At 73.6% G+C, this 14377-nt stretch carries 13 protein-coding genes; 8 read left to right on the top strand and 5 right to left on the bottom strand.

Annotated elements, in window-relative coordinates; all coding sequences use genetic code 11:
• Positions 1–23 precede the first annotated feature (23 nt).
• Entirely contained in the window at positions 24–275 is a 252-nt protein-coding gene (locus tag ACFCY7_RS36355; protein ID WP_376490349.1) for a WhiB family transcriptional regulator, read from the bottom strand.
• A 240-nt stretch (positions 276–515) separates the two neighbouring features.
• Between ACFCY7_RS36355 and ACFCY7_RS36350 the strand changes: the two genes are divergently transcribed.
• Together ACFCY7_RS36350 and ACFCY7_RS36345 are read left to right on the top strand one after the other, a co-directional pair.
• Positions 516–1322: an IclR family transcriptional regulator gene (locus ACFCY7_RS36350; protein WP_376490348.1), complete on the top strand. Its 807-nt coding sequence runs from the start codon at positions 516–518 to the stop codon at positions 1320–1322.
• Between the two features lie 54 nt (positions 1323–1376).
• Positions 1377–2027: a TetR/AcrR family transcriptional regulator gene (locus tag ACFCY7_RS36345; protein WP_376490347.1), complete on the top strand. Its 651-nt coding sequence runs from the start codon at positions 1377–1379 to the stop codon at positions 2025–2027.
• Between the two features lie 81 nt (positions 2028–2108).
• Here the strand turns inward: ACFCY7_RS36345 and ACFCY7_RS36340 are convergent, their stop codons facing one another.
• On the bottom strand, positions 2109–3008 hold the full coding sequence (locus ACFCY7_RS36340) for an alpha/beta fold hydrolase (protein WP_376490346.1): 900 nt from the start codon (positions 3006–3008) through the stop codon (positions 2109–2111).
• Between the two features lie 137 nt (positions 3009–3145).
• The gene (gene ligD / locus ACFCY7_RS36335) at positions 3146–4186 is read right to left on the bottom strand and encodes a non-homologous end-joining DNA ligase (RefSeq protein WP_376490345.1); all 1041 of its coding nucleotides are present in this window, start codon (positions 4184–4186) and stop codon (positions 3146–3148) included.
• Between the two features lie 52 nt (positions 4187–4238).
• Here ligD and ACFCY7_RS36330 point away from each other — a divergent pair, with 52 nt between their 5' ends.
• The 3 genes from ACFCY7_RS36330 (at position 4239) to ACFCY7_RS36320 (ending at position 8137) form a co-directional block, all read left to right on the top strand.
• Positions 4239–5297, top strand: coding sequence for an ATP-dependent DNA ligase (locus ACFCY7_RS36330; RefSeq protein ID WP_376490344.1), 1059 nt, complete (start codon positions 4239–4241; stop codon positions 5295–5297).
• A gap of 470 nt (positions 5298–5767) precedes the next feature.
• Positions 5768–5962 (top strand): hypothetical protein, encoded by a 195-nt coding sequence (locus ACFCY7_RS36325; protein ID WP_051034050.1) that lies wholly within the window; start codon positions 5768–5770, stop codon positions 5960–5962.
• 75 nt (positions 5963–6037) lie between these two features.
• Positions 6038–8137 (top strand): MDR family MFS transporter, encoded by a 2100-nt coding sequence (locus ACFCY7_RS36320; protein ID WP_376490343.1) that lies wholly within the window; start codon positions 6038–6040, stop codon positions 8135–8137.
• Between the two features lie 100 nt (positions 8138–8237).
• Here ACFCY7_RS36320 and ACFCY7_RS36315 read toward each other — a convergent pair whose 3' ends face one another.
• The gene (locus ACFCY7_RS36315; protein WP_376490342.1) at positions 8238–9491 is read right to left on the bottom strand and encodes an MFS transporter; all 1254 of its coding nucleotides are present in this window, start codon (positions 9489–9491) and stop codon (positions 8238–8240) included.
• A gap of 79 nt (positions 9492–9570) precedes the next feature.
• Here ACFCY7_RS36315 and ACFCY7_RS36310 point away from each other — a divergent pair, with 79 nt between their 5' ends.
• Positions 9571–10455: an ArsR family transcriptional regulator gene (locus tag ACFCY7_RS36310; protein WP_376490341.1), complete on the top strand. Its 885-nt coding sequence runs from the start codon at positions 9571–9573 to the stop codon at positions 10453–10455.
• A 15-nt stretch (positions 10456–10470) separates the two neighbouring features.
• On the opposite strand, the gene ACFCY7_RS36305 is transcribed toward ACFCY7_RS36310, so the two are convergent.
• Complete coding sequence (locus ACFCY7_RS36305) at positions 10471–10914, bottom strand: YchJ family protein (protein ID WP_376490340.1); 444 nt, start codon at positions 10912–10914, stop codon at positions 10471–10473.
• Between the two features lie 113 nt (positions 10915–11027).
• Between ACFCY7_RS36305 and ACFCY7_RS36300 the strand changes: the two genes are divergently transcribed.
• Positions 11028–12371, top strand: a complete 1344-nt coding sequence (locus ACFCY7_RS36300; RefSeq protein WP_376490339.1) for a 6-phospho-beta-glucosidase — start codon at positions 11028–11030, stop codon at positions 12369–12371.
• Positions 12372–12440: 69 nt separating this feature from the next.
• Positions 12441–14330: a M64 family metallopeptidase gene (locus ACFCY7_RS36295; RefSeq protein WP_376490338.1), complete on the top strand. Its 1890-nt coding sequence runs from the start codon at positions 12441–12443 to the stop codon at positions 14328–14330.
• Positions 14331–14377: the final 47 nt, after the last annotated feature.

Below are 14377 nucleotides of genomic sequence, written 5' to 3'. Positions count from 1 at the left end.
ACCCGCCGTTAACGGGGGGCGGCTCAGCGGCTCTGCCGCTTGAGCCGCCCCCGCTCCTTTTCCGAGAGGCCGCCCCAGACCCCGAACCTCTCGTCGTGGCGGAGCGCGTAGTCCAGGCACTCCAGGCGCCCCTCGCACGCCCCGCACAGCTGCTTCGCCTCGCGCGTCGACGAGCCGGGGGCCGGGAAGAAGAACTCGGGGCCGGCCTGCGCGCACAGGGCGTTCTCACGCCAGGCGAGGTCGGGAGCGGTCAGCGTGTCGGTATCCGTCTGCATGGCTCCTACGGTGCCGCCACCGCGTAAACGAGCCATCAACGTTCGATCAATGGCGGATACCCGGCGCGCGAGAGGCGTTTCGGCCACCCGCCTCGCCGCCTCCGGAGACGGGCCTGACCAACCGGTTCCCACGGCGTGGGAGCGGGTGTGAACGTCGTGTTTCCGACCTGGCGCAAGCCCCGTGCCGACTCCCGCCATGTGGCAGCGTGGGAGCCCGATCACCCACGGGGAGCGAACCCTATGACGACCGAGGCCGGCATCGTCCGACCCCCGGCGGGCGCCCAGGCGGTCCGCCGCGCACTGGACGTGCTGCACTGTTTCCACGACAACGGGCCCGACCTGAGCGCCTCCGACCTCGCGCGCCGGCTCGGCCTCTCCACCTCCACCGCGCACCGGCTGGCCCGGACCCTGCTCGGTGCGGGCTTCCTCGAACAGGACGCCCGCACCGCCCGCTACCGGCTGGGCCCCGCGACGACCGAACTGGGCCGCCTCTCGTACCACCAGCGGGGCCTTCACCTGGCCGAGCCCGAGCTGTCCGACCTGGCCGACCGGACCGGCGCGACGGCCGACTTGTCGCTGCGCAGCGGTCCGCACGCGGTGATCGTGGCGGGCGGCCCGGTCACTCCGAAGGTGGGCCTGCGCCGGCCGCTGCACGCCACGGCGCCGGGGAGGGTCCTGCTCGCCTGGCCCCGGGAGGGCGAGACCGGGCCGTGGTCGCCGCCGACGTCGGCGGCGACGCCGTACGCGCTCACGGGACCCTCGACCCTCGACCACCTCGCGCACGCGGCCGATTCGGCACGCGTACGGGAATCCGGGTTCGCGCTCGACGACGGCGAGTCGGCCCACGGGATGCGCACCGTGGCCGTACCGGTCATGGAGCGGGCGGGGCACGCGCGCTTCGCGCTCGCCGTCCGCGCGGCCCCGGAGCTGATCACCGACGCCCGCCTCGACTGGTACCTGGCGCAGGCACGGGCCTGCGCCCGCGCCCTGGAGGTGCTCCTCCTCGCGCCGGCGGAGCGCAGGGACCCGGGAGAGCGGGCCGGGTAGCGCCGCGGCCGCCCGCAGATATCCGCACGGTCGTGCGTTCAGTACGATGGGGAGATGAGCGGCGACACCAGGACCAAGACCGACGGGCGCGTCGAGCGCGGCAACCAGACCCGGCGCCTGGTGCTCGGCCGGACCATGGACATCGCCTCCGTCGAGGGCCTCGAAGGGCTGTCCCTCGGGCGGCTCGCCACCGAGCTCCAGCTGAGCAAGAGCGGCGTCTTCGCCCTCTTCGGCTCCAAGGAGGAACTCCAGCTCGCCACGATCCGCGCGGCCGTCGCCGTCTTCGCCGACCGGGTCGTCACCCCCCTCGCGGACGTGCCGCCGGGCGCCCCTCGGGTGCGCGACCTCTGCCGGAACTGGCTCGCGTACTCCTCGGAGCGGGTCTTCGCCGGCGGCTGCTTCTTCTACGCGGTCTCGGCCGAGTTCGACGCCCGGACGGGCCCGGTCCACGACGCCGTCGCCCGGACCAGGCTCGACTGGAGCACCTACGTGGAGCGCTCCCTGACCGAGGCGCGCGCCGCGGGCGACTTCGCCGCCGACCTGGACGTGGAGCAGCTGGCCTTCGAGGTGATCGCCCTCATGGAGGCCGCCAACGCGCAGTCCGTCCTCTTCGGCGAGACCTCGGCGTACGCCCGCGCCGACCGCGGCATCACCGCCCGGCTGCGCGCGGAGGCCACCGACCGCGGCCGTGAGGCCCTGGCCTAGACGGCCTGAGGCCCGACGCCTGCGGAGGACGTGGCCCCCGCCGACCGCCCGCCGGCGCCGAGTCCCGGGGCCGCACGTCCGTCAACCCGCCGCGACCCGGCCTTCGGCGGCCGTCGCAGCGGGCTCCGTGACGGAGCCGGAGGTCGCGAACTCCACGGCCTCGGCGACGACTTCGGGGTCGGTGAGGATACGGCGGTGGCCGAGCCCCCGGGTGACGACGAGCCGGGCGCGGTCGCCGTGTGCGCGGGCGAGCAGACGCGCTTGGGCGAGGGGCACCATGTCGTCGTCCTCGTCGTGGAACAGGAGGACGGGCGCCCCGAGTTCGCCGGGGTCCCGGTCTGCGCCGAAGCGGTCCCAGATGCCGGGCTCGCCGGGCGCGAGGCGGCGTTCGACGTGGTCGCGCATGCACCGGATCACCCGCTCGTCGACGCCGAGGCCCGCCCGGAAGCCGGCGAGCAGCAGGTCGAAGGAGCCGACGGCGCCGAGTCCCACGAAGCGGGCCGTGCGCACCCCGTCGCGGAGGGCGAAGAGGGCGGCGAGGGCGCCGAAGGAGTGGGCGACGACGGCGTCGAAGTCGCCGTGCCGGGCGTGCAACTCCCGGATCACCTCCCGGTATTCGAGGATGCTGCTGGCCCGGCCCGGGGCCTCTCCGTGGCCGGGCGCGTCGAAGGTGACCGGGCTGTAGCCGCGGGCGATCAGCTGCTCGGCGAAGGCGGTGAGGCGCGAGGCGCGCGAGGACCAGCCGTGGACGAGGAGGACGGGCCGCCGGCCGTCGCCCCAGGTGTAGGTGACGACCTCCTTGCCCCGGACCCGGAGGCGTCCGGTGCGCGCGGCGGCGAACAGGTCCCGTTCCCCGGGCTTGAGCCGGGCGCGGCCGAGCGGGCGCACGAAGAGGTGGAAGGCGAGGCGGCCGGCCGGTCCGGGGGCGACGCGGGCGGCGGCGTTCAGGGTCGTGCGTACGAGCGGAGCCATCGGGTACATGCCGGTTCTCCTCGGTCGTCCTGACTAGGACAAAAATGTTAGCACGATCGTTCGTGTTGTTTTAGATTGAAAGAAGGGGCTGGGCGGCTCCGACCCGGAAGGCACCGCCCCGCCCCCACCACCCCGCTTCCCGCCCCCTACGACTCCTCCCCCGCCTCCCCCTTCGGCTGCTTCGCCCGGCTCGGCTGCACCCGCTTCGGCTCGCCCGGCATCTTCGGGTACTCCGGCGGGTACGGGAGGTCGCCGAGGCCGTGCTCCGCCTCGTCGCGCCGGGCCAGTTCGAGCAGGGACTCCAGGCCGAACCGCTCGTCGTCCATGTCGGCGTGGACGTCTCCGACCTCGGCGTACCGGACCGGCATCGTCCTGATGTCGAAGTCGCGCGGCACGGCGTCGTCGATCTCCTCCCAGCGCAGCGGCGCCGAGACCGGGGCGTGCGGGCGGGAGCGCACGGAGTAGGCGGAGGCGATGGTGCGGTCCCGGGCGGCCTGGTTGTAGTCGACGAAGATCCGCTCGCCGCGCTCCTCCTTCCACCACTTGACGGTGACCCGCTCCGGCATCCGCCGCTCCAGCTCGCGACCGCAGGCGATGGCCGCCCGCCTGACCTGCGTGAACGTCCATTCGGGGCGGATCGGCACGAACACGTGCAGGCCGCGCCCGCCGGAGGTCTTCGGCCAGCCGCGCAGCCCGTGCCCGTCGAGGACGGCGCGGAGTTCGTGGGCGGCGCGGACGGCGTCGGCGTAGTCCGTGCCGGGCTGCGGGTCGAGGTCGATGCGGAGTTCGTCGGGATGGTCGGTGTCGTCCCGTCGGACCGGCCAGGGGTGGAAGGTGACGGCACCGAGGTTGGCGGCCCAGAGCACGGCCGCCGGCTCGGTGGGGCACATCTCGTCGGCCGAGCGACCGCTGGGGAAGGTGATGCGGGCCGTCGGGATCCAGTCGGGCAGGTACTTCGGCGCGCGCTTCTGGAAGAAGGACTCGCCGGTCACCCCCTCGGGGTAGCGCTCCAGCGTGGTGGGGCGGTTCCGCAGGGCACGGGTGATGCCGTCGCCGACGGCCAGGTAGTAGGTGACCATGTCGAGCTTGGTGTAGCCGGGCTCGGGGAAGTAGACCTTGTCCGGGTGGGAGACCCGCACGGTCCGGTCGCCGACTTCCAGTTCCAGCGCTGCCGCCTTGCCTGCCATGCGGGCCACCCTAGGGCTCGCCGACAACTCACGCATACCGGACAATCACCCCATGGATCTTCCGGTGATGCCACCCGTGAAACCCATGCTCGCCAAGCCCGTGAAGCGGATCCCGCCGGGGATGCAGTACGAGGCGAAGTGGGACGGCTTCCGCGCGATCGTGCACCGGGACGGGCCGGAGCTCGTCATCGGCAGCCGCACCGGCAAGCCCCTCACCCGCTACTTCCCCGAGCTCGTCGAGGCCCTCGCGGAGCGGCTGCCGCAGCGCTGCGTGGTCGACGGCGAGATCGTCATCGAGCACGGCGGGCACCTCGACTTCGACCGGCTCGCCGAGCGGATCCACCCGGCCGAATCCCGGGTCCGGATGCTGGCCGAGACCACCCCGGCCCGGTTCGTCGCCTTCGACCTGCTCGCCCTCGGCGAGGTCTCGCTGCTCGACGTGCCGCTGAGCGAGCGGCGGACGGCCCTGGAGCGGGTCCTCGAAGGGGTCGACGCACCGGTCCACCTCACGCCGGCGACCACGGACGCCGCACTCGCCGCCCGCTGGTTCGAGCAGTACGAGGGCGCCGGCCTGGACGGGGTGATCGCCAAGCCGCTGGACTTGCCGTACCGGCCGGACGCCCGCCTCATGTACAAGATCAAGCACGAGCGGACGGCCGACGCGGTGGTGGCCGGCTACCGCTTCCACAAGAGCGGGCCGGTGGTCGGCTCCCTGCTGCTCGGCCTGTACGACGACGGTGGCGTCCTCCAGCACGTCGGCGTGTGCGCGGCGTTCACCGCCCAGCGGCGCGCCGAGCTGATCGACGAACTGGAGCCGCTCCGGATGGACCCGCCGGACGGGCACCCGTGGGCGGCCTGGACGGAGGAGGCCGCGCACGCGGAAGCGCGGCTGCCGGGCGCGCCGAGCCGCTGGTCGGGCAAGAAGGACCTGTCGTGGGTGGCGCTGCGGCCGGAGCGGGTCTGCGAGGTCGGCTACGACCACATGGAGGGGGACCGCTTCCGCCACACGGCCCAGTTCAAGCGGTGGCGCCCGGACCGGACCCCGGAGTCCTGCGGCTACGGGCAGCTGGAGGAACCGGTCTCGTACGACCTGGCGGAAATCCTCGCGTAGACCCCGCGCGTCCCGGCAGACCCGGGAGACCGGAGGGCCCCAGGGATCCCACCGGCACAGGAGCGGCCCGTCCGGAAGCCTCTCGACCGCGGAGTGAGATCCTTCACATTCCCGCGACGATCCAGGGGCCCCGACACCCCTCCGTGGAGATCGCGTTCGACGGGCTCCCGGACGATACGCAAGGTCGGTGCACAATCCGCGGGCCGACCGCGCGCCCCCGCACCTGCAAGAACGCCTCCGCGCCCGGACCGCGCCGGCGGGCGGTCGGCACGCGGGGCGGCGCCGTGTTCGACCGGGCGCCCAGCGCGCTGTCGCCCAGCCGCGACCGGCCCGTACCGGAACCTGTACCGGCATCCGGTACGTATGAAGGGGAGAACCTTCCGCACCCTTCCCGGACCGACTAGGACTGACCCGTGATCACCTCGCCCTCGCCCCTCGTCCCCGTCCCGATCCCCGACCGCGTGGCCGCGATGATCGGCTCCTGCCTTCCGCTGCACGTCCTCCAGGCCGAGGTCGACGCGGACTGCGCGGCGCGCGAGGTCTACCGGTTCCGGGGTCCGCTGTGCGCGGAGGACCGGGCGGACCGCGAGCACGCGCTCGCCGCGCTGGCACGGGCCAACAAGATCCTCGCCAAGCACCACCCGCAGCTGCCCGTCACCCCCTGACGGAGGGCCTCCGGGGTCCACCTGTTCGGCCGTCCCCCGGAGGCACGCCCGCGGCGCCGGTGTGACGCTGCGAGAGTGACCACGACCAGCGACGCAGCGCCCGCGCCCCCGGCCGCCACCGAGCCACCCGTGCTCGACAGCCGCCGCCGCAACATCGTCTTCGGCACGATCATGCTGGGTGTCCTCCTGGCCGCCCTCGACCAGACGATCGTCGGTACCGCCCTGCCCACCATCGTCGCGGACCTGGGCGGCGCCGCCCACATGTCGTGGGTGGTCACCGCGTATCTGCTCGCGGAGACGGTCGCGACCGTCCTCGTCGGCAAGTTCGGCGACCTCTTCGGCCGCAAGGTGATCTTCCAGATCTCCGCGGTCGTCTTCATCACCGGCTCGTTCCTGTGCGGACTCGCCACGAACATGACGCTGCTGATCGTCTGGCGCGGCCTCCAGGGCGTCGGCGCCGGCGGTCTCATGGTCACCTCGATGGCGCTCATCGCCGATGTGATCCCGCTGCGCGAGCGGGGCAAGTACCAGGGCGCGATCGGCGCGGTGTTCGGCGTCTCGACCGTCATCGGCCCGCTCCTCGGAGGTCTGTTCACCGACCACCTGACGTGGCGCTGGGCCTTCTACGTCAACGTCCCCATCGCGATCCTCGTCGTCATCGCCGCCGCCCGCACGATCCCCTCCGTGCGCTCCGCGAGCCGCCCCGTCATCGACTACGCGGGCATCGCGCTCGTCGCCGCCGGTTCCAGCGCCCTGATCCTGGCCACCAGTTGGGGCGGCAACGAGTACGCCTGGGGATCCGCCGTCATCATCGGTCTTTTCGCCGGCGGCCTGATCGCGCTGGCGCTCTTCTGCTGGGTGGAGACCCGGGCGGCCGAACCCATGCTGCCCATGCGGCTGTTCCAGAACCCCGTCTTCACCGTCTGCTCCGTGCTCAGCTTCGTGGTCGGCTTCGCCATGCTCGGCGCGATGACCTTCCTGCCGACGTATCTGCAGTACGTCGACGGGGAGTCGGCGACCATGTCGGGCATCCGCACCCTCCCCATGGTCGTCGGCCTGCTCCTCGCCTCGATCTTCAGCGGCAACGTCGTCAGCAAGACCGGCCAGTACCGCGTCTTCCCGATCGTCGGCTGCCTCGTGATGGGCGTCGGCCTCTACCTGCTCTCGCTCATGGGCCCCGAGACCGGAACCTGGCTCGAATCGCTGTACATGTTCGTGCTCGGCACCGGCATCGGCCTGTGCATGCAGGTCCTCACCATCGCCGTGCAGAACACCGTCGAGTACGCCGACCTCGGCACCGCCACCTCCGGCGTCACCTTCTTCCGCACCCTCGGCAGCTCCTTCGGCACGGCGGTCTTCGGCACGATCTACGCCAACTCCCTCCGGCCCAACCTCACCGCGGGCGTCGGAGAGGCCGCCGCCGTCGCCGGGAGCCTCGGCCTCGACCTCGACCCGGCCGGAATCGCGCAGGCCGCACAGAGCCCGGCCGGCCTGCACGGGCTCCCCGACCCGGTCGCCGAGCCGATCGTCCAGGCCTACGCCGACACCCTCCACACCGTCTTCCTCTGGACCGTGCCGGTCGCCGCCGTCGGCTTCGTCGTGGCCCTCTTCCTCAAGCAGGTGGCACTCCACGACTCGGCGCGCGCCGGCGCCCCCGACATGGGCGAGGGCTTCGCCTCCCCCACGATGTCCGGCGACTCGGAGAAGCTCCTCGAACTGTCCGTCGGCCGGATCCTGCGCCGCCAGGACATCGAGACGGCCCGCAGGATCGTCGGCGACTCCGACACCCGCCTCGACTTCGGCGGCGCCTGGGCCGTCATGCAGGTCGAGCTGTACACCCGGACCGTCGGGCACGCCAGCCTGGGCCTCATCTCGGCCGGGCGGCGCGTTCCCCCCGAGGTCCTCCTCCCGGTCTTCGACCGGATGGTCGACGAGGGCTTCCTCACCCGCGACGGCAACATCCTCTCCCACACGGCGGCGGGCAAGCGCGAGGCGGACGTCATCACCGACGCCTGGGGCGACTGGCTCGCCGACGTCGTCGCACGGGAACGCGGCCGCCCCACCGGTCCCGAACTGCGGGTCGCCACCGACTCCATCGCCAAGAAGATCGTCGCCGAGGACCTCGCGAACGGCATCCCCCGCACACCGGAGACGGTCGGCGCGGGCACCCGCTGAGGCAGGCCCCCGACCCGGACGCCACCGCCCCCGCCCCGGCCCGACCGGCGGGACTCGGGGCCTGCCCGGACGCCACCGCCCCCCACTTTCCGGACGGGGCCTAGGGTCGCGCCGCCCGGGTTCCCCGTATCACCAGCAGCAGCGGGACCACCGCCATCAGTTCGCCCAGGGCGCCGGTCCACAGGGCCGTGCGCACGCCCGCGTACTGGCCGAGGAGGCCGCCCGCCAGGGCGCCCAGGGGCATGCAGCCCCAGACGAGGAAGCGGAAGGTCGCCGTCACGCGGCCGAGCAGCGGGGCCGGGGTGAGGCGCTGGCGCAGCGCCACCGAGTTGATCTTGAAGGTCATGAAGGCGGTCCAGCCGAGCCCCTGGAGCACGCACGCCAGCGCGTACCGCCCGTCGGACTGGAAGAACGGCAGCGCGAGCAGCCACAGCACCCCGCTGACCACGACGGAGGCGCACATCGCGCGCCCCTCGCCGAGGCGGGCGGAGATCCGGGTCGTGAGGAGGCTGCCCAGGAAGCCGCCGACCGCCTCCGCCGTGAACACGAGCCCGCACAGGAACGGTGACAGGCCCAGGTCTCCCGCGAGCAGCACGAGGAGCATCGAGGTGCCGAGCGTGCCGCACAGGTTGGAGATCGCGGCGGTGAGCGTCAGCCCCCGCAGCAGGCGGTCGCGCCACACGAACCTCAGGCCCTCCGCGATCTCGTCCCGCAGCCGGGTGCCGGGGGCCGGCGCGGGTCGGGGGTCGGGACGGCGGATCCGGGAGAGGAGGAGCGCGGAGGCGAGGAAGCTGACGGCGTCGACGGCGAGCGCCACCGGGGCCGTCACCGCCGCGACGAGCGCGCCGCCCGCTCCGGGACCCCCGGCCGCCGTGACCGTACGGGACGCTTCGAGCGCCACGTTCGCCTCCACCAGCCGGTCCTCGTCGACCAGTCGGGGCAGATGGCTCTGGTACGCGATGTCGAAGAAGGCCGTGCAGACCGAAAGGCCGAAGGCGACCCCGTACACCTGGGGAAGGGTCAGGACCCCGAGCCACGCGGCGAGCGGCAGGGTGGCGAGGAGCGCGGCCCGGCCGAGATCGCCCACGATCATCACGCGCCGGCGGCGCATCCGGTCCACCCAGGCCCCGGCGGGCAGCCCCAGGAGCAGGAAGCCGAGGTACTCGCACATCACGAGCAGCCCCGCCTCGAAGGGCGACGCGCCGAGCGTGCCGATCGCCACGAGCGGGAGCGCGAGGACGGTGATCGCGGTTCCGGCCTGGCTCACGGTGTCGCCGATCCACAGCCGGCGGAAGTCCGGCAGCCGGAGCAGCCGGGGACGGGGAGGGGCAGGGACGGAAGAGGTGGTGGTCATGTCGGCGAACACCATCACCCGCGACCGGGTCCGACCATTGATTTAGTCTGGACGAAAAGCTCGTGGGCGGGGGTTGCCGGTGGGAGAGATACGGTTCGGGGTCGACGACCTGGCGCAGCTCCGGTTCGCCGTGTCCCCCTTGTGGGAGTCCGTCGCCGCACTGCGCGCCACGGCCGACCCGGGACGCCACGCCCTCCATCTCCCGTGGATCAAAACGGCGTTGACCGTCGGCGCGGCGCGCACCGACCTGCTCCCGCGGCTGTCGGAGCTCGAAGCCCTCGTGCCTCCGCCGCGCTGCCCCCTCGCCGAGATCGAGGAGGAACTCGCCGTGCTCACGGGGCCGCCGGACCGCGCGGAGGCCCTGCTCGGCTGGTGGCGGGCCGGCGTGCGCCCGTACTGGCCCCGGATCAGGGCCGTGTTGGAGGCCGACCTCGCGTACCGCACCCGGCAGCTCGCCGAGGACGGCATCCAGGAGGTCTTCGCCCACCTCCATCCGAGCCTGCGGTGGGCGGAGGACCGCCTCACCGGCGCCGGCCTCCCGGCCCGGGGCATCGCCCTGGACGGCGGCGGGATCACGCTCGCCCCGAGCGTCTTCACGACCCGCTGCGTCCTGCTCCCGGGGCGGGACTCCGAGTCGGGGCGGCCCGGCACCGCGCCGTGCCTCGTCTATCCCGCGCGGGCCGTCGGCACCCTGTGGGAGCGGCGCGCCGAGCCGGGCGACGGGCTCGCGCGACTCCTCGGGCGCAGCCGGGCGGGGCTTCTGGGGCGTACGAGCACCCCGACCACCACCACGGGCCTCGCCCTGCAGACGGGGTTGAGTCCCGGCGCGGTCTCGCAGCACCTCGCGGTCCTGCGGGACGCGGGTCTGGTGACCTCGCACCGGTACCGGCGCGAGGTGTACTACCGGGCCAGCGAACTCGGCCTGGCCCTGCTCGGGCCGGGCTCCCGGGACGGCCCGGCCTGATCGGCGAGACGCCCTCTAGTCGATGAAGTCGCCGTCCACGTAGACCCAGGCACCGCCGTGGCGGGCGAAGCGGCTGCGTTCGTGGAGGGCGCCGGGTTCGCCGTCGTGGAGGAAGCGGGCGGTGAAGGTGACGGTGCCGTGCTGGTGGAAGGCGGTGCCGTCGGTGGCGGCCTCGATGTCGAGGCCCGTCCAGCGCAGGGCGGGGTCGAAGTCGACGTCGTGCGGCCGGGTCTCCGGGGCCCAGGTCCGCAGGAGGTACGGCTCGTCGCGGACGACGAAGGCGCAGTAGCGGGACCGCATGAGGAGCTCGGCGGTGGGCGCCGTGCCGCCGGCCCCGGCGTGGAACCGGCCGCAGCACTCGCCGTACGCGGCGTCGAGGCCGCACGGGCAGGGCGAGGTCGCGGTCACGGCCGGCGCGGCGGGCGCGGTCGTACGGGGGCGGGGCTTGCGTCGGGACATGCCGCCATTCTCCCCCACCGCGGCGGCGGGGCGGCGCCCGGCATGTGGACGCCCGGATGGACCTCCGGCCGGAATCCCGCTGCTCAGAGGGCTCGTCCGAGTAGCGTACGAGCATGAAACTGACGATTCTCGGAGGCGGCGGATTCCGGGTGCCGCTGGTGTACGGCGCCTTGCTCGGCGACCACGCCGAGGGGCGGGTCACCCACGTCACCCTGTACGACCTGGACGACGCGCGGCTGTCGGCCATCGCCAGGGTGCTCGCGGAGCAGGGCGCGGGGGTGCCGGACGCGCCCGTGGTGACGGCGACGACGGATCTGGACGAGGCGCTGCGCGGGGCCGACTTCGTGTTCTCGGCGATCCGGGTCGGCGGGCTCGCGGGCCGGGCCGCCGACGAGCGGATCGCGCTGGCCGAGGGCGTGCTCGGCCAGGAGACGGTGGGCGCGGGCGGCATCGCGTACGGGCTGCGGACCGTGCCCGTGGCGGTGCACATCGCGCGCAGGGTCGCCGCACTCGCCCCGGACGCCTGGGTCATCAACTTCACGAACCCGGCGGGGCTGGTCACGGAGGCGATGTCCCGGATCCTCGGCGACCGGGTCGTCGGCATCTGCGACTCCCCCGTGGGCCTGGGGCGCCGGGTCGCCCGGCTCGTGGGCGCGAACCCGGACGAGGCGTGGATCGACTACGTGGGCCTCAACCACCTGGGCTGGCTGCGCGGGCTGCGGGTCGGCGGGCGGGACCTGCTGCCGGTCCTGCTCGCCGACGAGGAGGCGCTCGGCTCGTTCGAGGAGGGCCGGCTCTTCGGGCCGGAGTGGCTGCGCTCGCTCGGCGCGGTCCCCAACGAGTACCTGCACTACTACTACTTCAACCGGGAGGCGGTCCACGCCTACCGGACCGCCGAGCGGACCCGCGGCGCCTACCTCCGCGACCAGCAGGCCGGTTTCTACGAGGAGACGGCCAAGCCCGACACGTCGGCGCTCGCCGCCTGGCACCGTACGCTCGCCGACCGCGAGGCGACCTACATGGCCGCCAACCGGGAGGCCGCCGGGACCGGCGACCGCGACGAGGAGGACCTGGAGTCGGGCGGCTACGAGAAGGTGGCGCTCGCCCTCATGCGGGCCATCGCGCGGGACGAGCGCGCCACCCTGATCCTCAACGTGCGCAACGGCTCGACGCTCGCCGCGCTCGACGCGGACGCGGTGATCGAGGTGCCCTGCTCCGTCGACGCGAACGGCGCCCACCCGGTGTCGGTGGCCCCGCTGCCGTACCACGCCGTCGGTCTGGTGACGGCGGTGAAGGCGGTCGAGCGGGAGGTCCTCGCGGCGGCGGAGAGCGGCTCGCGGGCGACGGCCGTGAAGGCCTTCGCGCTGCACCCGCTGGTCGACTCGGTGGCGGTGGCCCGCCGTCTGGTGGACGGCTACCGGGCGGAGCACCCGGGACTTGCGTATCTGCGGCACTGAACCGTCGCGGAGCCGTACGACCGGCGAACATCTTTACGGGGCGGAGGGCGCGGCCTAGGCTCGCGCCCCATGACCTCACAGCGCAACGGAGCACACAGAGGCCTGGCCCGGATCGTCGCGGTCTGTCTGCTGGCCGCCGGACTCGTGGGAGCGGGACCGGCGGCCGCGGAGACCCCGACGCCCGGTGACGGTCCCGTCGTCGTCCCCGTCCAGACGACCGGGCCCGCCGACCGGCGGTTCAACCTGGTCTTCATGGGCGACGGTTACACCGCCGAGGAGATGCCCGCCTTCCGGGCCGACCTCGAACGGCACCTGAACACGCTGTGGAGCATCGAGCCGTTCGCCTCGTACCGCTCGTACGTCAACGTGTGGGCGGTGGAGGTCCCTTCGCCCGATTCGGGCGTCGACTGCGACCCGGCGCTGACCGCCCCGGCCCGTGACACCCCGCTCGACATGGGCTTCTGGGGCGGCTGCAACCCGGACAGCGTGCAGCGGCTGCTCACCGTCGACAGCCGCAAGGCCGCCGCGCTCGCCGACCTAGTCCCGGGCACGACCCGCGCCAACCGGCAGATCGTCGCACTGGCCCACAGCTCCACCTACGGGGGCGCCGGCGGAAGTTACGCCACGGCCTCCGGCGGCAACGCGCTCTCCTCCCTCATCACCCCGCACGAGATAGGCCATTCGCTCGGCGGCCTCCAGGACGAGTACGACTACTACGCTCGTGGGGTACCCGGCGAGGCCTACTCCGGGCCCGAGCCGAGCTCCGCCCACCACACCCTCCTGACGGAGGAGGAGATGCGGCGGCAGCGCGCCAAGTGGTGGCGCTGGCTCGGCGAGGACAGCGAGGCGGGCGGGGTCATCGGGCGCCACGAGGGCGGCCTGTACAGCACGAAGGAGGTCTGGCGCCCGAGCCGCCACTCCCTCATGAAGACCCTCGGCTACGCGTTCGACCAGGTGGAGCGCGAGGTGATGGTCAGGGCCATCTCGGCGAAGGTGAACCTGGTCCAGGACCACACGCCGAACACGGCGCCGATCGGCGCGGACCGGACCGTGTGGGTGGACACCCTGCACCCGGTCGGCGGAGCGCTCGCCGTCACCTGGCGGCTGGACGGCCGCACCCTCGCCACGCTCGGCGCGCGCAGCGTCGACCTGCGACGCCTCGGCGTCTCCCCCGGCGCGCACACCCTGACGGCGACGGTGACCGATCCGACGCCCTTCGTCCGCGATCCCGAGGTCCGCGCCTCGACCGCGCTCACCCGTACGGTCACCTGGTCGGTGGACCCCTCGCTCACCACGCGGGAGGAGCCGGTGGAGGCCGCGTTCACCGGGCACACCCCCACCGGGAAGCCGGTCGGCGCCCGGTCGGTGGTCCACGCGGACACCACCCGTCCCGCGGACCGCACCCCGGCCGTGCACTGGCGCCTCGACGGCCGGCCGGTCCGCCCGGCCGGCCGCAACGACCGTGACCTGGACCTGGGTTCGCTCCGCCCCGCGCCCGGTACGCACACGCTCACCGCGCGCATCCCGGGGACGGCCGAGGAGCTGCGCTGGACGGTGGACGCCCGCCCGGCGACGGCCTCGTACGAACTGTCCGCGCCGCTGCGCACGGTCCGGCGCGCGGACGGGCCCGACGAGTACGTCTACGACGGCCCGTTCACGATGCGGCTGACCGCACGGGACGACCAGGAGGGCGCCGTGGTCAGCCAGTTCCGGGTCGACGGCGACGGCTGGTACACGTACTACGGCTGGCCGACGGACGCGGACGCGCCGTTCCGGTTCTCGCCCGGCGGCACCGCGGTCGACGACCTCGTGTACGGGAAGCTGGGCCGGAGCCGCGCGGTGCCGTGGGACGACGCCACCCCGGACTACGGCACGCACACCGTCGAGTACCGCACGATCGACGCGGCCGGGAACGTGGGCCGCGCGCGGAGCTTCCTGGTGACGCTGGTGAAGCCGTAGGGAGTGCCCGCGCGGGAAGCGAAGGGGGGCCCGTGGACCGGAATCAG

Source organism: Streptomyces sp. NPDC056361, from assembly GCF_042262805.1.
Classification (GTDB): domain Bacteria; phylum Actinomycetota; class Actinomycetes; order Streptomycetales; family Streptomycetaceae; genus Streptomyces.
Note: the sequence above shows the minus strand (reverse complement) of the source record. Positions and strands in the feature narration are given on the sequence as shown.